This is a genomic window from Paraburkholderia sp. BL25I1N1 (assembly GCF_003002025.1).
Classification (GTDB): Bacteria; Pseudomonadota; Gammaproteobacteria; order Burkholderiales; family Burkholderiaceae; genus Paraburkholderia.
The window spans coordinates 127,891-146,796 of sequence record NZ_PVZB01000016.1 but is presented as its reverse complement, the minus strand read 5'-3'; the positions used below and the strand labels follow the sequence as shown (position 1 = coordinate 146,796).

The following is an 18,906-nucleotide window of genomic DNA, read 5'->3' as shown; positions in this document are numbered from 1 at the left end:
CTTTCCACTGCACCGCATGTCCGACAATTTGACTCCCGAGCCGAAGGAACCGTCCCTGAATGGCCGCCCCCGTACGCCTGCCGATGAGCCGGGCTGGGAACGCGCCGCGCTCGAGCGTATCGCGCTCGCGGCGATCAATGAGCAGCGCGCGGCGCGGCGCTGGAAGATTTTTTTCCGCTTTGCGTTTCTGGTCGTCGTGCTACTCGCGATATGGGTAGCCATCGACTTCTCCGGCGATAAGGTCGCCGCCACCGGCCGGCACACGGCTATGGTGACGCTTGACGGTGAGATATCGGCGGATAGGAACGCAAACGCGGAAGATATCAACACAGCCTTGCAGAGCGCTTTTGATGATGCGGGCACGGCGGGCGTGATCTTGCGCTGCAATAGTCCGGGCGGCAGCCCGGTGCAGGCGGGCATCATCTACGACGAAATTCGCCGTTTGCGCGCGAAATATCCTTCAATTCCGCTGTACGCGGTCGTGGGCGACATGTGCGCGTCGGGTGGCTACTATGCGGCCGCGGCCGCCGACAAGATTTATGTCGATAAGGCGAGCATCGTCGGTTCGATCGGCGTGCTGATGGACAGCTTCGGCTTCACCGGGCTGATGGATAAGCTCGGGATTCAGCGGCGCTTGCACACCTCCGGTGAGAACAAGGGATTTTTCGATCCGTTCTCGCCTGAAACGCCGAAGATGGACGAACACGCTCAGGACATGCTCGATCAGATCCACGCGCAGTTCATCGACGCGGTGCGTCAGGGGCGCGGCAAACGCCTGCATGAAACGCCCGACATGTTCTCCGGCCTTTTCTGGACTGGCCAGAAGAGCGTTGAATTAGGCCTTGCCGACGGTTTGGGCGACGCGGATTATGTGGCCCGCGACCTGTTCAAAGCGCCGGATATCGTCGATTACACCGTAAAAGAGAGCATTACGGACCGCGTTGCGCGCAAGTTCGGCGCGGCGGTGGGTAGTGGCGCGGTTCACGCCATGGCACTCGGTGGGAAGGTCAATTTGCGGTGAATTACTGGTGACAATTAAAGAGCGCCGCGCGATCACCGTTTTCGACGATCGCGCGGCGTTTTTTTGCGTGTCGCTGTCCGACCCAATCAAACGGCCAGGATCAGGAAAATAGCCGGCCGCTTGTGCAGATCGATCGCCGGTTTTTTCTTCCAGTCGGCCACGGTGCGGCTGGCGATCGTTTCCGTTTCCAGCGTTAGATCCACTGCCACGCAAACGAGCGTGGACGGCGCGCACGTCGCCAGCAGTGTGTCGAGCAGAGCGCGGTTGCGGTACGGCGTCTCGATAAAAATTTGCGTTTGCTTGCCTTTGCGCGACTGCTGCTCCAGATCTCGCAGACGCTTGGCCCGCTCCGTGGCGTCAACCGGCAGATAGCCATGGAACGCAAAGCTCTGCCCGTTGAGTCCTGACGCCATCAACGCCAGCAGTATCGAACTCGGGCCAACGAACGGCACGACCTTCACGCCGCGTTCATGCGCGCGGCGTACCAGCAGGGCGCCGGGATCGGCGACCGCCGGGCAGCCCGCTTCGGAAACCAGACCCGCGTCGATGCCCGCCAGAAGCGGCGCAAGCAGCTTGTCGATCTCGCCGGCCGGCGTATTCACGTTCAGTTCGCGAATCTCGATTTCCTGGATCGGCCGTTCCGTGCCGACTTTTTTCAGGAAAGCCCGCGTGGTTTTCGCGTTTTCGCCAATGTAATAGTGAAGCGACGCGGCGCGGGCGCGAACCGGCGCGGGCAGGACGGCGTCGAGAGCCTCGGTATCGCCCTCGCCTAATGTATTTGGAATCAGATAGAGCGTACCGCTCATTGAGCCCCCAATAACGGATAGCCCACTGCGAGCAGCATGCGCGACAGTGCGATCAACGGCAGGCCGACGAGCGCGGTCGGATCGTCGGAATGGATGGCTTCGAGCAAGGCAATGCCGAGCCCCTCGGATTTGGCGCTGCCGGCGACGTCGTACGGCGTTTCGGCCAGCAAATAGGCTTGCAGAGCGGCATCCGGCAGATCGCGGAAATGCACGCGGGTGATCACGTCGACGGCTTGCGCTGTGCCCGAGCTACTGTCGAGCAGGCACAGCGCACTATGAAACAGCACTTCGCGGCCGCGCATCGCCTGCAATTGCGCGAGCGCCTTGGCGTGCGAGCCCGGCTTGCCGATCTGCAGGCCGTCGTAAGTGGCAACCTGGTCGGAGCCGATCAAGAGCGCGGCTTCGCCGACGCCGAGTCCGCCGGCGACCGCGCGAGCTTTGGCTTGCGCAAGCCGCAGCGCGGTGACTTCCGGCGTTTCGCCGGCGAGCGGCGTCTCGTCGATTGCGGGCACGACGACATCGAACGGCACGCGCAAGCGTTCGAGCAGTTCGCGACGATAAGGCGAACTCGACGCCAGAATCAGGCGTGGCGGGCGATTGGGAGAATCAGACATGGGTTGATCGACGGCTAGGGAGGCGGGGCGTACAAGCTTGCGCGAAGCTCGCGCGCGTACGGGCTTAAGTGTTTGACTCGAAAAGACAAAACGGATATGATTTCGGGCTTTTCATCGGTATGCTTGCGCTAGGCGAGTCTCGGTGCGTGCCGTGCAGTGATCACTGCGGGCAAATACAAGAGTCTCACGGGCTGTCTCGCAAATCGGTTATACCTCGCGGTTATATACGGCGAAATCCTTGCCGACGCAGGAGCGCACATGACTCAACATCCTGGCAACCCTGCAGGTCTGTCCGACCCGCACGATATCGATCTGTTCGAATTTGCGCGGAGTGGGCGTCAGGCCGCGGGAGTCGTGCGCGTCTTGCAACTGCCGCGCATGTTAAACGAAGTCCCGGCAGAAGCGCCAGACCGCGATACCGCGTTCACCTGGCAAGCCGAGGGGGCGACGCAGCCGGAATTGCAGGACGACGGCACCGAGGGTCCCCAGCCTTATTTGCGGATGGCGATTCACGGCGCTGCATGGCTCGAATGTCAGCGGTGCATGACACCGTACCAGCAGGCATTCAACGTCGATGCAACTTACCGGATCGTCAACACTGAGGCGGAAGCCGAAGAGTTTCCGCTCGACGAGGATGAAGTCGAAGTGATCGTGGGTTCGAACCATTTCGATCTCATCGACTTGATCGAGGAAGAATTGCTGCTTTCCTTGCCGCTCGTGCCCAAGCACGAGATGTGTCCCGAAGTGCACGAGAGCCTCGTCTCTGGTGTGGCCGGTGCTGAAGGCGAGGGCGACGAGGGCGCACTGGACGAAGCAGGTGAGGGCGGCGAGCCCGAACGGCCCAATCCGTTTGCGGCGCTCCAGAGTCTCAAGCGCGGCGAGCCGGACAAGAAGCACTGAACAGTTACATTGGAGCGCGATGCGGGCGCATTGGCCACTCGGCCAGTGGCGGACACCGAGTCGGGCTGTGTTAGAATCCGAAAAATTTTTAGGAGTTAGTCATGGCAGTTCAACAAAACAAGAAGTCGCCGTCGAAGCGCGGCATGCACCGTTCGCACGATTTCCTGACGGCAGCGCCGCTGGCCGTGGAACCGAGCACGGGCGAAGTGCATCTGCGTCACCACGTTAGCCCGAACGGCTACTATCGCGGCAAGAAAGTCGTCAAGACGAAGAACGACTAATCGTTTCACTGCGTTGCGCCTTGTGGCGTTTCGCGTGGCGATCGGCTCGCTTGACATTTTCCCGGCTCGGCAAAAAGGCGGCATTCAATTGCCGCTTTTTTGTGTCGATCGCAGTTGGCGCTCCGGCGCTTGCTATGATCCCATGCAGGGCGTCTGAAATTCGTCGCACTCCATGACAGTAAAGCTCACGATAGATTGCATGGGAGGCGACCACGGCCCGTCCGTGACCGTTCCCGCTGCCGTCAACTTCGTTCGATCGCATCCCGATGCTGAGCTGCTGCTCGTCGGCATCGAAAGTGCGATTCGTGCGCAGCTGAAGAGGTTGAAGGCTCAGGACCTGCCGGCGCTGACCGTCGTACCCGCTTCCGAGATCGTCGCCATGGACGATTCGGTCGAAGTCGCGCTGCGCAAGAAAAAAGATTCCTCCATGCGCGTGGCGCTAAACCGCGTCAAGGAAGGCGAGGCGCAAGCCTGCATTTCCGCCGGCAATACCGGCGCGCTGATGGCGGTTTCGCGTTACGTGCTGAAAACGCTGTCGGGCATCGAACGCCCGGCCATCGCGTCGGCACTGCCCAATCCCAATGGCTACACGATGATGCTCGACCTGGGCGCCAACGTCGATTGCGAGCCGCAGCATCTGCTGCAGTTCGCGGAGATGGGGCACGCGCTCGTGTCCGCGCTCGAGGGCAAGGATCGGCCTACCATCGGCCTGCTCAACATCGGCGAAGAAGTCATCAAGGGCAATGACACCATCAAACGTGCCGGTGAACTGCTGCGCGCGAGTACACTTAACTTTCACGGTAACGTTGAAGGCAACGATATCTTCAAGGGCACGGTCGACGTGATCGTCTGCGACGGTTTTGTCGGCAATGTCGCGCTGAAGACGTCTGAAGGCCTCGCGCAGATGCTGTCCAACATCATCAAGGAAGAGTTCGGCCGTTCGTGGCTCACCAAGGTGATGGCGGTGCTCGCCTTGCCGGTATTGATGCGCTTCAAGAAACGCGTCGATCATCGGCAATACAATGGCGCCGCGTTGCTCGGCCTGCGCGGGCTGGTGATCAAAAGCCACGGTTCGGCGGATGCTTACGGGTTTGAGTGGGCTATCAAACGCGGGTATGATGCCGTCAAAAACGGCGTGCTGGAACGCCTTGCGCGAGCGATGGAAGAGAACGCGGGTTCTCTCGAACAGGCGGCGCGCGACGCGAGCGGTGCGGGCCACGCAAGCCCGATCGCCGGCCAGCCAGCCGAGCCCTACGCTGCGCAATCCTCGAAGGCATAATGGCTCAATCGACAATTTATTCCCGCGTGCTGGGCACCGGCAGCTATCTGCCGCCCGACCGCGTCACCAATCAGGATCTGGCCGAACGTCTCGCCAAGCAAGGTGTCGAGACGAGCGACGAGTGGATCGTCGCCCGCACGGGCATTCATGCGCGCCACTTTGCGGACCCTGATGTCACGACTAGCGATCTCGCGCTCATCGCTTCGCAACGTGCGATCGAGGCAGCGGACGTCGACCCGCAGTCCATCGATCTGATCATCGTCGCCACCTCCACGCCGGACTTCGTGTTTCCGAGCACGGCGTGCCTGCTGCAGAACAAGCTCGGCATCAAGAACCACGGCGCGGCATTCGACGTGCAAGCCGTCTGTTCCGGATTTGCCTACGCGGTGGCCACGGCGGACAGCTTCATTCGCAGCGGTCAGCATCGCACGGCGCTCGTGATCGGCGCGGAAACCTTCTCGCGCATTCTCGACTTCAACGACCGCACTACCTGCGTGCTGTTCGGCGACGGCGCGGGCGCGGTGATCCTGCAGGCATCCGAACAACCCGGCGTGCTGGCCAGCGCATTGCACGCCGACGGCAGCCACTCGAACATTCTCTGCACACCGGGCAATGTGAACGGCGGTGTCGTGGCGGGCAGCGCGTTCCTGCATATGGACGGGCAGGCCGTGTTCAAACTCGCCGTCAACGTGCTCGAAAAAGTCGCGGTCGAAGCGCTCGAGAAGGCCAGTCTGTCGGCTGAACAGATCGACTGGCTGATTCCGCATCAGGCGAATATCCGCATCATGCAAAGCACCTGTCGCAAGCTCGGTTTGCCGCAGGAACGCATGGTCGTCACGGTGGGCGAGCACGGCAATACGTCGGCTGCGTCCATTCCGCTCGCATTCGACGTCGCGGTGCGCGACGGCCGCATCAAGCGCGGCCAGAACGTGCTGATCGAAGGTGTCGGTGGCGGCTTCACGTGGGGCGCGTCGGTTATCCGCTACTAATGGCGGCGACGTTGCAGCGAGCGCTATTCGCAGCGCTCGGCTGCGTATGAGCGCGCTCGCCGTCAACCGGGCGCGCCACCCACATCTGACTAAATCGATTTTGGGGACGATATGAAATTTGCGTTCGTTTTTCCTGGGCAGGGTTCGCAGTCGGTCGGCATGCTCAACGCATTCGCCGATCACGCGATCGTGCGTGAGACGGTTCAGGAAGCCTCCGATGCGCTCAACCAGGATCTCGGCAAACTGATCGCCGAAGGCCCCGTCGAAGATCTGAACCTCACCACCAACACTCAGCCGGTCATGCTGACCGCCGCTTATGCGATGTATCGCGCGTGGCTGCAGGCAGGCGGCCCGAAGCCCGCGATCGTCGCGGGCCATAGCCTCGGCGAATACACCGCGCTGGTCGCGGCGGGCGCGATCGCGTTTCGCGATGCCGTGCCGCTCGTGCGTTTTCGCGCGCAAGCCATGCAAACGGCGGTGCCGGTCGGTGAAGGCGGCATGGCCGCGATTCTCGGTCTCGACGATGACGCAGTGCGCGCGGTGTGCGCCGAAGCGTCGGTGGCGGGCGTGGTCGAAGCGGTGAATTTCAATGCGCCGGCGCAGGTCGTGATCGCGGGAAACAAGGCTGCCGTTGAAAAGGCCTGCGAAGTCGCGAAGGCGAAGGGCGCAAAGCGCGCGTTGCCGCTGCCGGTCTCGGCGCCGTTCCACTCATCGCTGCTCAAGCCCGCGTCGGATCAGTTGCGCGAGTATCTGGCGAGCGTCGAGGTGCAGGTGCCGGCGATTCCGGTCATCAACAACGTCGATGTCGCCGTGGTCAATGAGCCGGCCGGGATCAAGGACGCGCTGGTGCGTCAGGCGGCCGGCGCGGTGCGTTGGGTCGAAAGCGTGCAGGCCATGTCGGCTCAAGGCGTCACGCACGTCATCGAATGCGGGCCGGGCAAGGTCCTTGCGGGTTTGACCAAGCGTATCGACGGCAATCTGGTCGGCGCTTCGATCTTCGATCCGGCTTCGCTTGAAGAAACGCTCAAACTCGTGAAAGCAGGCTGAACGCAACGTCGCGCCGCGCCTGGCAGCAGGCGCTCCGCGACGGCGGCAGGACTCCGCATCAGAATCAATCAGCCCTCCGAAGGGCATCCGGACTGACAGATGGAAAAGACTCTCGACAAGCAGGTTGCAATCGTCACTGGCGCCTCGCGCGGCATTGGCCGTGCGATCGCCATGGAACTGGCGCGCCAGGGCGCGACGGTGATCGGCACGGCGACCAGCGAAAGCGGCGCGGCCGCCATCAGCGAAGCGTTTAACGCGGCCGGCGTGAACGGTCGCGGTGCAGTGCTGAACGTCAACGACGCGGCTGCGGCGGAAGCGCTGATCGACGGCACGGTGAAGGAATTCGGCGCGCTGCACGTGCTGGTGAATAACGCCGGCATCACGCAGGATCAGCTCGCCATGCGCATGAAGGACGACGATTGGGACGCGGTGGTCGACACCAACCTCAAGTCGGTATTCCGTCTGTCGCGCGCGGTGCTGCGTCCCATGATGAAGGCGAAGGGCGGCCGCATCATCAATATCACGTCGGTGGTCGGCTCGGCCGGCAACCCAGGGCAGATCAATTACGCCGCCGCGAAAGCGGGCGTGGCGGGCATGACGCGCGCGCTCGCACGCGAGATCGGCAGCCGCGGCATCACGGTCAACTGCGTCGCGCCGGGTTTCATCGACACCGACATGACCAAGACTCTGCCGGAAGAGCAGCAAACGGCGCTGAAGACGCAGATTCCGCTGGGCCGCCTCGGCAGCCCGGAAGATATCGCGCACGCCGTGGCGTTTCTGGCATCGCCGCAAGCCGGGTATATCACCGGCACGACCCTGCATGTGAACGGCGGAATGTACATGTCGTAACCAAATTCGGTTACTATCCGCGCCTTGATGCGTTTGTAAATGCGTAAGGCGTATGCCTTGACAGCAACCCGATGCGCCGCTTTTTTGCCGGGTCAAACCTGATAAAATGCGCGCACCTGTATTTTTGAACTTCTTTTCCCTTGGAGGGGTAATGGACAATATCGAACAGCGCGTCAAGAAGATCGTCGCAGAACAACTGGGCGTTGCAGAAGCTGAGATCAAGAACGAAGCTTCGTTCGTGAACGACCTCGGCGCTGACTCGCTCGACACCGTTGAACTCGTGATGGCCCTCGAAGACGAATTCGGCATGGAAATTCCGGATGAAGAAGCCGAGAAGATCACCACCGTTCAGCAAGCGATCGACTACGCTCGCGCGAACGTCAAGGCCTAAGGTCATTCGCGCCCGCGTTTCTGCGTTGGCGGCGTATGACGCCCTGCCGTGTCGGTTGCCGACGCCAGCAGGGGTGGTGCTTTTTGCCGCGCGTTTTGCCAAGCAGGAGCCAGCGATGTCGACAGCGCAAGTTTTCGCGCGATTGCCGAGTTAAACAGCCACAGGGCATACAGGGCAGGTTCCTGTGGCCGCTGTGGCTTTTGCTTTTGTCATCTATGAAAAAGGGGTTACCGTGAGCCGCCGTCGTGTTGTTGTTACAGGCCTGGGGCTGATTTCGCCTGTTGGCAATAATGTTGCCGACGGCTGGGCCAATCTGGTCGCCGGCAAGTCGGGTATTGCCAATATCACGAAGTTCGATGCGTCGAACTTCTCGACTCGTTTCGCCGGCGAGGTGAAGGGCTTCAATATCGAGGACTATATCCCCGGTAAGGAAGCGCGCCACATGGATACGTTCATCCACTACGGCGTGGCTGCAGGCATCCAGGCGATGCAGGACAGCGGCCTCGAAGTCACCGACGAGAATTCGGAGCGTATCGGTGTGGTGGTGGGTTCGGGCATCGGCGGCTTGCCGATGATCGAAGTGACGCAAACCGAACTGCTCAATCGCGGCCCGCGCCGCATTTCGCCGTTCTTCGTGCCGGCGTCGATCATCAACATGATCTCCGGCCATCTGTCGATCAAGTTCGGCATCAAAGGTCCGAATCTGGCGATCGTGACGGCGTGTACCACCGGCCTGCACTGTATCGGCGAGGCTTCGCGCCTGATCGAATACGGCGACGCCGACGTGATGATCGCGGGCGGCGCGGAATCGACCGTGTCGCCGCTCGGTATCGGCGGCTTTGCGGCGGCGCGCGCGCTGTCGCAACGCAATGACGATCCGGCAACCGCGAGCCGTCCGTGGGACAAGGATCGCGACGGTTTCGTGCTGGGCGAGGGTGCGGGTGTGATGGTGCTCGAAGAGTACGAACACGCGAAAGCACGCGGCGCGAAGATTTACGCCGAAGTCAGCGGCTATGGGATGAGCGGCGACGCCTATCACATGACCGCGCCGCTGGAAGACGGCGACGGCGCTCGCCGCTGCATGCTGGCCGCGTTGAAGAACGCGGGCATCAACACGGATCAGGTGAATTACCTGAACGCGCACGGCACGTCCACGCCGCTCGGCGACCTGGCTGAAACCACCGGCATCAAGCGTGCGTTCGGCGATCACGCGAAAGACATGGTGGTGAACTCGACCAAGTCGATGACGGGTCACCTGCTGGGCGGCGCCGGCGGTCTGGAATCGGTGTTCACCGTGCTGGCCGTGCATCATCAGGTGTCGCCGCCGACTATCAACATCTTCAATCAGGATCCGGCCTGCGATCTGGACTACTGCGCCAACACCGCGCGGGAGATGAAGATCGACGTCGCGCTGAAGAACTCGTTCGGGTTCGGCGGCACGAACGGCACGCTGGTCTTCAAGCGCGCCTGATCGCCCGATAGTTGGTGACGCGTCAGTCAACGGCGCCGGCTGTGCCGGCGCTTTCCCCTGAATCGGCCCAGCCCGACGGAGCGCCGCAGCGGATTTCGCTGCGGCGCTCCGTCGCCGTCTGGGCTGCGTTAGGGGTTTTCGTTCTGACGGCGACATCGGCCGTCTTTGCTTGTCTCGCGTCGCACCTGGGCACGTGGCAGGCCGTTCCGTTGACGCTCGCCGTGTGGGCATGGCTCGCGCTTTGCGCGCTTCGGTACGAGCGCGCGCAGCCTGTCGCGTTGAAAATCGGCCCGGACGGATTGTCTGTCTGGGGCCGGACGGGTGCGCTGCTGGCGCAGGGGCGCATTGCCGGATGTTCGCAGTGGAGCGGCCGCTTGCTGATTCTTGCGCTGATGCCGGAACGGGGCCGCACGCGTACGGTACTGCTTGCCGCCGACGCGCTCCCGGCGCCGGTTTTCCGGGAACTGGCCGTGCTGGGCCGGCGTGGCGCCGGCGCCTGACTGTAACGACTGTAACCGCTGTTACCGGCGTAACGTGCCCTCATGATGGGAACGCTACAATGGTGCCCCGCCATGCGCCCTATAGTTAACGGATTTATCAGGTGAGCGAAAAAGAAATTGATCAGGTGCTGGTCGAACGCGTCCAGAAGGGCGACAAGGCCGCGTTCGAGCTACTGGTCTCCAAATACCACCGCAAGATTCTCCGGCTGATCTCGCGTCTCGTGCGGGACCCCGCCGAGGTAGAAGACGTCGCTCAGGACGCCTTTATCAAGGCGTACCGGGCGTTGCCGCAGTTTCGCGGCGAATCGGCCTTTTATACGTGGTTGTACCGGATTGCCGTGAACACGGCAAAGAACTACCTTGCCACCCAAGGGCGACGCGCGCCGACCTCGACCGAAGCAGATGCTGAAGAAGCTGAAACTTTCTCGGACGCGGACCAACTAAGGGATATCAACACGCCTGAGTCGATGTTGATGAGCAAGCAGATCGCTGAGACGGTCAATGCTGCGATGGCGGTTTTACCGGAAGAGTTGCGCACCGCCATTACTCTTCGTGAAATTGAAGGTTTGAGTTACGAGGAAATCGCTGAGATGATGGGTTGCCCAATCGGCACAGTCAGATCGCGAATTTTCCGCGCTCGCGAAGCCATTGCGGCAAAATTGCGTCCGTTGCTTGACACACCCGAAGGCAAACGCTGGTAAACCACCAGCGCTGCTAGATGGGGCGCGGGTGCAATATCTGGATTAGTGGTGTCACTACGGGGTATTTGTAAGATGGGGAGCATCATGGGGTCGGTCTCGATGCAATCGCAAGTCAGCTCGCGCGGCGAGCGTCTGTCCGCTTTTGTCGACGGTGAGCTGTTCGGCGAAGAGCATCTGAATCTGGACACATTTATTTCTGGGCTGAACGGCGAGGATCGCGCCGCCTGGTCGAGCTATCACCTGATCGGCGACGCATTGCGCTCCGACGATCTGGCGGTTAGCCCGGCGGCGAGCAGCGCGTTTCTTAGCGGTTTCGCCGCGCGCCTCGACAACGAACCACACGTGCTGGCGCCCGCCGCCATGCCGGTTGCGCGTCGTTTGCTGGCGTTGCGTCGCCGAGTCGTGCCGGCGTTTGCCGTCGCGGCTGCGGCCGCCACGCTGACGTGGATCGTCGTGCCGCAACTGCAAGGTGTGCCGGGCGGTCCGGGGGCTTCGCAAATCGCGTCGGTCCAGCATGGCGACTCGCTGCAACGCGTGGCCATGGCGCCTGCACCGACAACGACGGTCCAGTCGGTCGCGCAAGACGCCAACATCATTCGCGACGCCAGTCTCGACCAGTATCTGGAAGCTCACCAGCAATTCGCGCAACAACCGGTCATGCCGGGCTCGATGCCGCTGATTCGCGCTGCCGCCGTTTCTACGCAAGGCCAATAGTTTGATGCAGACTCCGCGGTTGAATAAAACGACTATCTGGGGGCGGCTGCCGGCATTTCTGTTCTGCGCAGCCGTATTGTTGTCCGCTACACCGCGGGTCTTTGCACAAACTGACGACCCGCTCGTTGCCCGTCGCACGGCCGCGGATCTGCTCGATCGCATCCATCAGGCAGCGCAACAGCAGAATTACGAGGGCGCGTTCGTCTACCAGCGCGGCAATTTCGTTCAGACCTCGCGGATCGCGCACTACGCGACCCGTGCGGACGGCGAATTCGAGCAACTCGAAAGCCTCGACGGCAAGCCGCGCAAAATGCTGCGTCATAACGACGAGCTCTACACGTTCGTGCCGGAGCGGCACTTGTGCGTCGTCGAGAAGCGTCAGAACAAGGATTCGTTTCCGGCGCTGCTGGCCGTGAGCGGCGAGCAGGTGCTGTCGGTTTATGAGCCCAAGCTGCTCGGCGACGACCGCGTCGCGGGCGTCGACAGCCAGGTGATCGAACTCGATCCGAAAGACGCGTATCGCTTTGCGTACAAGCTGTGGGCCGACAAGAAAACCGGCCTGCTGCTGCGTGCCCAGACGCTTGACCCGAATGGTCAGGTGCTCGAGCAATTGTCGTTTTCCCAGATTCGCATCGGCGTGCCGGTCGACAAGGCCGGCATCGTCAACGGTATTCGTAATACAGCGGGGTGGACCGTGGTGCGTCCGCCGGTCGAGCCGGTCGACATGGCCGCGCAAGGTTGGCAGATCACGCCGACGGTGCCGGGCTTCCGCAAGATTCGTGAACTGCGCCGTCCGATGGCCGCGCGCGATCCGGGTCAGCCGACCATTCCGGTGGACCAGGCGGTGTTCTCCGACGGCCTCGCAGCCATTTCGGTATTCGTCGAACCGGTCGAAAACAACACGCGCAAGGAAGGCGCGGGCAGCAGCGGCGCCACACACGTGCTCGTCAAGCGTCGCGGCGACTTCTGGATTACTCTGCTTGGTGAAGTGCCCCAGGCCACATTGCAGCAATTTGCGTCTGCCATAGAATACAAAGCTCCGAAGTAATCCTCCGAATCCTGAATCCCTCGGCTTGCTACGATATGACGACTTTCTCGGTGCGCAAATTCCTCGCGGCCGCGGTGGTGGCGGCTTGTTTGCCGCTCGTTCCGCATACGGCGTCGGCGGCTCCGGCCGCCAATCTGCCCGACTTCACTGATCTGGTCGACAAGGTCGGCCCGGCGGTCGTCAACATTCGCACGACTACGCGCGTGTCGAACAGCGGTGCTCGCGGCGGTTTGCCGCCGGGTATGGACGACGGCGACATGTCGGAGTTTTTCCGGCGCTTCTTCGGCATTCCGTTACCGCAGTCGCCGCAATCCCCCGGTGCGCCGGGTTCGCCGCGTGGCGGCGACAACGGCGGCAGTGGCGGCAGCCAGGACTTGCCGGATAACAGCGATGCCGAGCAGAACAGCGGCGTCGGCTCGGGCTTCATTCTGTCGGCGGACGGCTACGTGATGACCAACGCGCACGTCATCGACGACGCGGACACCATTTATGTCACACTCACCGACAAACGCGAGTTCAAGGCGAAGCTGATCGGCGTGGACGATCGGACCGACGTCGCCGTCGTGAAGATCAGCGCCGCCAATCTGCCGACCATTACGATCGGCGACTCGAACAAGGTGCGCGTGGGCGAGTGGGTCGTGGCGATCGGTTCGCCGTTCGGTCTCGAGAACACGGTGACGGCCGGCATCGTCAGCGCCAAGGGGCGCGATACGGGCGATTATCTGCCGTTCATCCAGACCGACGTGGCCGTCAATCCAGGCAATTCGGGCGGTCCGCTGATCAACATGCAGGGCGAGGTGATCGGCATCAACTCGCAGATCTACAGCCGCACGGGCGGTTTCATGGGCATCTCGTTCGCGATTCCGATCGACGAAGCCATGCGCGTGGCCGATCAGCTGAAGGCGTCGGGTAAGGTCGTGCGCGGGCGGATCGCGGTAGCGATCGGCGAAGTGACCAAAGACGTGGCCGACTCGCTCGGCTTGCCGAAGGCGCAGGGCGCGCTCGTCAGCAGCGTCGAACCGGGCGGCCCGGCGGACAAAGCCGGCGTGCAGCCGGGCGACATCATCCTGAAGTTCAACGGCCATTCGGTCGACACGGCAACGGACCTGCCGCGCATGGTCGGCGACACCAAGCCGGGCACCAAGTCGACGATCACGATCTGGCGCAAGGGGCAAACGCGCGATCTGCCGGTGACGATCGCCGAGATGCAGCCGGACAAATCGGCCAAGGCGGATCAAAAGAAACCCCAGCCGCCGAAGCAGCGCGCCACCAACGCGCTGGGTGTGGCCGTCAGCGATATCCCCGCCGACCAGTTGAAGGCGCTGAAGCTGCGCAACGGCGTACAGATCGACGCCGCGGACGGTCCTGCAGCGCGCGTCGGCTTGCAGAAGGGCGACATCATCCTGCGGGTGGGCGATACGGACATCACCAGTGCGAAGCAGTTCGACGAGGTGAGTTCGCACCTCGATCCGCAGAAGATGGTCGCGCTGCTGGTTCGCCGTGGCGAGAACACGCAGTTCGTGCCGGTCCGCCCGCGCAGCGTACAGAAATGACGAAGGCGGCGCCGCTCACGCTCTACGGGCGCGCGTGGTGCCACCTTTGCGACGACCTGCGTGCCGCGCTCGAGCCCTTGCTGGCCGAATTCGGCGCGCAGGTCCAGGTGATCGACGTCGACACCGATCCCTTGCTAGAAGCGCGTTACAACGAACTGGTGCCGGTTCTGGTCTGCGACGGCGTGGAACTGTGTCACTATCGCCTCGACGAAGCGCGGGTTCGTGCCGCGCTCGCCGCACGGGTTGCGGCCAGGCCCTGAACTCGACTCAAGGGTTCGAACACAGCGCCGACGCCGCGCCGTTCACATCGAGCTTCACGTCTCTCCTGTCGACCCGAGTTGTCGCTTTAGCGCCTTACTCTGGTCCCATGCAACCTGGTTGCTGAGCCGTCTTTTCCGCCCGAGCTTCGCAAGATGCGCCGGGCGATAGCCTTTTCGGCTAAAATAGATAGGTTTTTCACCTACTTACAAGGCGTGCTCCGCTATTGTCCGAGCGCGCCTTTTTTGCTTGATCGGCACTGAATGGATCATATTCGTAACTTCTCGATCATTGCGCACATCGACCATGGCAAGTCGACGCTCGCCGATCGCATCATCCAGATTTGCGGCGGCCTGTCCGACCGCGAGATGGAATCTCAAGTGCTCGATTCGATGGATCTCGAACGCGAGCGCGGCATCACCATCAAGGCACAAACCGCCGCACTGACATACAAAGCCCGTGACGGGCAAGTCTACAACCTGAACATGATCGACACGCCGGGCCACGTCGACTTCTCGTACGAAGTCAGCCGCTCGCTGTCCGCATGCGAAGGCGCGCTGCTGGTCGTGGACGCGAGCCAGGGCGTGGAAGCGCAAACCGTGGCCAACTGCTACACGGCGATCGAACTCGGCGTCGACGTGATTCCGGTGCTCAACAAGATCGATCTGCCGGCCGCGAACCCCGAAAACGCGATTGCCGAAATCGAAGACGTGATCGGCATCGACGCGACCGACGCCACGCATTGCAGCGCCAAGACCGGCCTCGGCGTCGAAGACGTGCTCGAAGCGCTGATCGCCAAAGTGCCGCCGCCCAAGGGCGATCCGGAAGCGCCGCTGCAGGCGCTGATCATCGACTCGTGGTTCGACAACTACGTCGGCGTCGTCATGCTGGTGCGAATCGTCAACGGCACGCTGCGCCCCAAGGACAAGATCCGCATGATGGCGACCGGCGCGCAGTATCCGGTCGAGCATGTCGGCGTGTTCACGCCGAAGTCGAAGAATCTCGAATCGCTGTCGGCCGGGCAGGTGGGTTTCATCATCGCCGGCATCAAGGAATTGGCTGCGGCGAAGGTGGGCGACACCGTCACGCTCGTGAACCGTCCGGCCGCCGAGCCGCTGCCGGGTTTCAAGGAAGTGAAGCCACAGGTGTTCGCCGGTCTCTATCCGGTCGAAGCAAACCAGTACGACGCGCTGCGCGACTCGCTCGAAAAGCTCAAGCTGAACGACGCTTCGCTGATGTACGAGCCTGAAGTGTCGCAGGCGCTCGGCTTCGGTTTCCGTTGCGGCTTCCTCGGTCTGTTGCATATGGAGATCGTGCAGGAACGGCTGGAGCGCGAGTTCGACATGGACCTGATCACCACGGCGCCGACCGTGGTGTACGAAGTCCTGCAGCGCGACGGCACGACCATCATGGTCGAGAATCCGGCCAAGATGCCGGAGCCGTCGAAGATCGAAGAGGTGCGCGAACCGATCGTCACCGTGAACCTGTACATGCCGCAAGACTACGTCGGCTCGGTGATCACGCTGTGTACGCAAAAGCGCGGCACGCAGATCAACATGCAGTATCACGGCCGCCAGGTGCAGTTGACCTACGAAATCCCGATGGGCGAAGTCGTGCTCGATTTCTTCGATCGTCTGAAGTCGATCTCGCGCGGCTACGCGTCGATGGATTACGAGTTCAAGGAATACCGCGCGGCAGACGTCGTGAAGGTCGACATGCTGATCAACGGCGACAAGGTCGACGCGCTGTCGGTCATCGTGCACCGTTCGCAAAGCCAGTATCGCGGCCGTGAAGTGGCGTCGAAAATGCGTGAACTGATTCCGCGTCAAATGTACGACGTGGCGATTCAGGCCACCATCGGCGCGAATATTATTGCGCGCGAGAACATTAAAGCGTTGCGTAAGAACGTGCTGGCAAAATGCTACGGCGGCGATATCTCGCGTAAGAAGAAGCTGCTGGAAAAGCAAAAGGCGGGCAAGAAGCGAATGAAGCAGGTGGGATCGGTCGAGATCCCGCAAGAGGCTTTCCTCGCGATCCTGCGTGTCGAAGACAAATAAGACGAACAACGAAGACGAACAACGGAACTCTATGAATTTTGCGCTGATTCTTTTTGTGCTCGTCATTTTGACGGGCGTCGCATGGGTCGCAGACAAACTGGTTTTCATGCCGCAACGGCGCCGCGCGGCGGATGCCGCGGTCGCCGAGTTCGACCGCCAGCAGGCACGCATCGGCGAGCGTTTCGCCGACGAAAACGCGGCGCAAACGCGCGCGCGTCTGCGTGACGACAAGCTGCGCCAGCCGTGGTGGCTCGAGTATTCGGCGAGCTTTTTCCCGGTGATTCTGGTGGTATTCGTGGTGCGCTCGTTTGTGGTCGAGCCGTTCAAGATTCCTTCGGGTTCGATGGTGCCGACGTTGCTGGTGGGCGACTTCATTCTCGTGAATAAATTCGACTACGGCATCCGTCTGCCGATCACCAACACGAAGATCACCGAAGGCCGTCCGCTGCAACGCGGCGACGTGGTGGTGTTCCGTTACCCGAAAGACGAATCGGTCGACTACATCAAGCGCGTGATCGGCTTGCCGGGCGACACCGTCGCGTATCAGGACAAGCAGCTCACGATCAACGGCAAGCCGGTGCCGGAAACGCCGCTGCCCGATTATCTCGACGACGAACGCATGGGTTACGCGAAGCAGTTCGAAGAGGATCTGGACGGCCGCAAGAACGCGATTCTGAACAATCCCGCCGTGCCACCCTTCATCGTCGGCGCCGAAGATTATCCGTATCGCGACAACTGCACGTACAACGCACGCGGCGTGATCTGCAAGGTGCCGCCGGGCAACTACTTCATGATGGGCGACAACCGCGACAACAGCGCGGATAGCCGCTACTGGGGTTTCGCGCCGGACAAGAATGTCGTCGGCCGCGCGTTTTTCATCTGGATGAACTTCAGCAATCTGAAACGCATCGGCTCATTCAACTGAGTTCGTGCGCACTGATTGCACGACACGCCGCGTGGTTGACTCGCAGTTGGCCTTCACCAGGTCACGTGGGCCGCGGCGTGTTATCACGCTACTTTAAGATCCTGCGGTAACGTCGCTTCACCACGCTTTTTCCGCTGGCCGCCCCGCGTTTTCGCCGGGTCTGGCGCCCGCGTTATACTCTGCCCATGCCCCTATCTCCGTTGGAAAGCCGTCTGCGCTACGAATTTCGCAATGCGGAATTGTTGCGCCAGGCTTTAACGCACCGCAGTCACAGTTCCACGCATAATGAACGGCTCGAGTTTCTCGGCGATTCTGTTCTAAATTGCGCGGTGGCCGCGCTTTTGTTCCAACGTTTCGGCAAACTGGACGAGGGCGACCTGTCGCGCGTCCGCGCCAATCTGGTCAAACAGCAGTCGCTTTACGAAATTGCTCAAGCCCTGAATATTTCAGAAGGCTTGCGGCTTGGAGAAGGCGAGTTGCGCAGTGGCGGCTTCCGCCGGCCCTCTATCCTCGCTGACACGCTCGAAGCGGTGCTGGGCGCAGTGTTCCTCGACGGTGGCTTCGACGCCGCCCAGACGGTCATCAAGCGCCTCTACGTGCCGATTCTGGATCACATCGACCCGCGCACGCTGGGTAAGGATGCCAAGACGCTGCTGCAAGAGTATTTGCAAGGCCACAAGATCGCGCTGCCGACTTATACGGTCGTCGCGACGCATGGTGCGGCGCACAATCAGCAATTCGAGGTCGAATGCACGGTGCCTAAGCTGGAGGTGAAAGTCTCCGGTTCCGGCGCCAGCCGTCGCGCGGCAGAGCAGGCAGCGGCCAAGAAAGCGCTCGACGAGGTCATGGCTGCGGCGCCCGCCGTGGTCGCCAAGCCCAAGCGCTCGAAAGGCGCTCGCGCGGCGAAGCATGCCGAGCCCGAGATCGTGCCCGGTGTAACGGGCGTGCAAGCCGCGCTGGATTTGCGTAGTCCGGATCGCAAGAGCGAGCGCGGAGCGGGGCGCGGTGAATCGCGCGCACAGGCTGCCGCGGCGGAACCGGTGCCGGAACGCCCCGCGTTCGCGGCCGCACTCGCGCCGCTGGCGGTGATTCGCGCCGCGCACGTGGAGTACAGCGGACAGGACAAAGCCGAGCGCGCCGAGAAGGCAGACAAGACGGCCGCTGACGCGAGCGACAGACCGGCAGACAAAACTGCCGAGAAGGGTGAAGCCAGGCTGCCGGATACGAAGCCCGCCGACGCCAAACTCGCCCAGGCGAAATCTGCCGAAGCCAAACCCGACGTGCAGTCGGAAGGCAAACCGGACGCCAGGCCAGAAACCGCAGCCGTCCGCAGCGTCGATAAACACCGCGGCCGCGAGGCGACCCCGGCTTCCGCCGCGCCCGTGCCGAGCGCAGCGGCGGCGCCGACCGAACACGAACCCGGCGTAGCCGACGCGGTGCAAACGCGCGTCGCCGACGCGGGCCATTGATTGCCATCGGCGCGCCATTCCCGCGCGTCGAGC

Annotated in this window: 20 protein-coding genes; 18 read left to right on the top strand and 2 right to left on the bottom strand. The window is 62.1% G+C overall.

From position 1 onward, the window contains the following. Positions 1 to 16 precede the first annotated feature (16 nt). Complete coding sequence (locus B0G73_RS24225) at positions 17 to 1,021, top strand: S49 family peptidase (protein WP_106283768.1); 1,005 nt, start codon at positions 17 to 19, stop codon at positions 1,019 to 1,021. A gap of 86 nt (positions 1,022 to 1,107) precedes the next feature. Here the strand turns inward: B0G73_RS24225 and B0G73_RS24220 are convergent, their stop codons facing one another. Together B0G73_RS24220 and B0G73_RS24215 are read right to left on the bottom strand one after the other, a co-directional pair. After that, positions 1,108 to 1,827, bottom strand: coding sequence for an SAM-dependent methyltransferase (locus B0G73_RS24220; protein ID WP_106283767.1), 720 nt, complete (start codon positions 1,825 to 1,827; stop codon positions 1,108 to 1,110). Beyond that, the gene (locus B0G73_RS24215) at positions 1,824 to 2,441 is read right to left on the bottom strand and encodes a Maf-like protein (RefSeq protein WP_106283766.1); all 618 of its coding nucleotides are present in this window, start codon (positions 2,439 to 2,441) and stop codon (positions 1,824 to 1,826) included. Before B0G73_RS24215 ends, B0G73_RS24220 begins: the two co-directional genes overlap by 4 nt. 258 nt (positions 2,442 to 2,699) lie before the next feature. Here B0G73_RS24215 and B0G73_RS24210 point away from each other — a divergent pair, with 258 nt between their 5' ends. The 17 genes from B0G73_RS24210 to rnc all read left to right on the top strand — a co-directional run bounded on the left by B0G73_RS24210 (position 2,700) and on the right by rnc (position 18,873). Beyond that, on the top strand, positions 2,700 to 3,341 hold the full coding sequence (locus B0G73_RS24210) for a DUF177 domain-containing protein (RefSeq protein ID WP_106283765.1): 642 nt from the start codon (positions 2,700 to 2,702) through the stop codon (positions 3,339 to 3,341). 101 nt (positions 3,342 to 3,442) lie between these two features. Continuing rightward, the gene (gene rpmF / locus B0G73_RS24205) at positions 3,443 to 3,622 is read left to right on the top strand and encodes a 50S ribosomal protein L32 (RefSeq protein ID WP_006051932.1); all 180 of its coding nucleotides are present in this window, start codon (positions 3,443 to 3,445) and stop codon (positions 3,620 to 3,622) included. A 172-nt stretch (positions 3,623 to 3,794) separates the two neighbouring features. Then, a complete protein-coding gene (plsX, locus tag B0G73_RS24195; protein WP_106283764.1) occupies positions 3,795 to 4,901 on the top strand; it encodes a phosphate acyltransferase PlsX in 1,107 nt (368 codons plus the stop codon). Next, positions 4,901 to 5,890 carry a beta-ketoacyl-ACP synthase III gene (locus tag B0G73_RS24190; RefSeq protein WP_106283763.1) on the top strand — a complete coding sequence of 330 codons (990 nt, stop codon included), beginning with the start codon at positions 4,901 to 4,903 and terminating at the stop codon, positions 5,888 to 5,890. Before plsX ends, B0G73_RS24190 begins: the two co-directional genes overlap by 1 nt. Before the next feature lie 111 nt (positions 5,891 to 6,001). Then, a complete protein-coding gene (gene fabD / locus B0G73_RS24185) occupies positions 6,002 to 6,937 on the top strand; it encodes an ACP S-malonyltransferase (RefSeq protein ID WP_106283762.1) in 936 nt (311 codons plus the stop codon). A gap of 99 nt (positions 6,938 to 7,036) precedes the next feature. Beyond that, the gene (fabG, locus tag B0G73_RS24180) at positions 7,037 to 7,786 is read left to right on the top strand and encodes a 3-oxoacyl-ACP reductase FabG (RefSeq protein WP_106283761.1); all 750 of its coding nucleotides are present in this window, start codon (positions 7,037 to 7,039) and stop codon (positions 7,784 to 7,786) included. A 151-nt stretch (positions 7,787 to 7,937) separates the two neighbouring features. Beyond that, positions 7,938 to 8,177 carry an acyl carrier protein gene (acpP, locus tag B0G73_RS24175; protein ID WP_004197638.1) on the top strand — a complete coding sequence of 80 codons (240 nt, stop codon included), beginning with the start codon at positions 7,938 to 7,940 and terminating at the stop codon, positions 8,175 to 8,177. 232 nt (positions 8,178 to 8,409) lie between these two features. Further along, on the top strand, positions 8,410 to 9,648 hold the full coding sequence (fabF, locus tag B0G73_RS24170) for a beta-ketoacyl-ACP synthase II (RefSeq protein ID WP_106283835.1): 1,239 nt from the start codon (positions 8,410 to 8,412) through the stop codon (positions 9,646 to 9,648). Positions 9,649 to 9,662: 14 nt separating this feature from the next. Further along, positions 9,663 to 10,148 (top strand): hypothetical protein, encoded by a 486-nt coding sequence (locus B0G73_RS24165; RefSeq protein ID WP_308706149.1) that lies wholly within the window; start codon positions 9,663 to 9,665, stop codon positions 10,146 to 10,148. 101 nt (positions 10,149 to 10,249) lie between these two features. Next, on the top strand, positions 10,250 to 10,849 hold the full coding sequence (rpoE, locus tag B0G73_RS24160; protein WP_006051939.1) for an RNA polymerase sigma factor RpoE: 600 nt from the start codon (positions 10,250 to 10,252) through the stop codon (positions 10,847 to 10,849). Between the two features lie 84 nt (positions 10,850 to 10,933). Beyond that, the gene (locus tag B0G73_RS24155) at positions 10,934 to 11,563 is read left to right on the top strand and encodes a sigma-E factor negative regulatory protein (RefSeq protein ID WP_106283833.1); all 630 of its coding nucleotides are present in this window, start codon (positions 10,934 to 10,936) and stop codon (positions 11,561 to 11,563) included. 4 nt (positions 11,564 to 11,567) lie between these two features. Further along, positions 11,568 to 12,611 carry a MucB/RseB C-terminal domain-containing protein gene (locus tag B0G73_RS24150; protein ID WP_106283832.1) on the top strand — a complete coding sequence of 348 codons (1,044 nt, stop codon included), beginning with the start codon at positions 11,568 to 11,570 and terminating at the stop codon, positions 12,609 to 12,611. Between the two features lie 35 nt (positions 12,612 to 12,646). Continuing rightward, positions 12,647 to 14,164 (top strand): DegQ family serine endoprotease, encoded by a 1,518-nt coding sequence (locus B0G73_RS24145; protein WP_106283760.1) that lies wholly within the window; start codon positions 12,647 to 12,649, stop codon positions 14,162 to 14,164. After that, complete coding sequence (locus B0G73_RS24140; protein ID WP_106283759.1) at positions 14,161 to 14,424, top strand: glutaredoxin family protein; 264 nt, start codon at positions 14,161 to 14,163, stop codon at positions 14,422 to 14,424. Before B0G73_RS24145 ends, B0G73_RS24140 begins: the two co-directional genes overlap by 4 nt. A 261-nt stretch (positions 14,425 to 14,685) precedes the next feature. After that, the gene (lepA, locus tag B0G73_RS24135) at positions 14,686 to 16,479 is read left to right on the top strand and encodes a translation elongation factor 4 (RefSeq protein WP_106283758.1); all 1,794 of its coding nucleotides are present in this window, start codon (positions 14,686 to 14,688) and stop codon (positions 16,477 to 16,479) included. A gap of 31 nt (positions 16,480 to 16,510) precedes the next feature. Next, the gene (gene lepB, locus B0G73_RS24130; RefSeq protein WP_106283757.1) at positions 16,511 to 17,404 is read left to right on the top strand and encodes a signal peptidase I; all 894 of its coding nucleotides are present in this window, start codon (positions 16,511 to 16,513) and stop codon (positions 17,402 to 17,404) included. Positions 17,405 to 17,589: 185 nt separating this feature from the next. Then, positions 17,590 to 18,873 (top strand): ribonuclease III, encoded by a 1,284-nt coding sequence (rnc, locus tag B0G73_RS24125; protein WP_106283756.1) that lies wholly within the window; start codon positions 17,590 to 17,592, stop codon positions 18,871 to 18,873. Positions 18,874 to 18,906 lie beyond the last annotated feature (33 nt).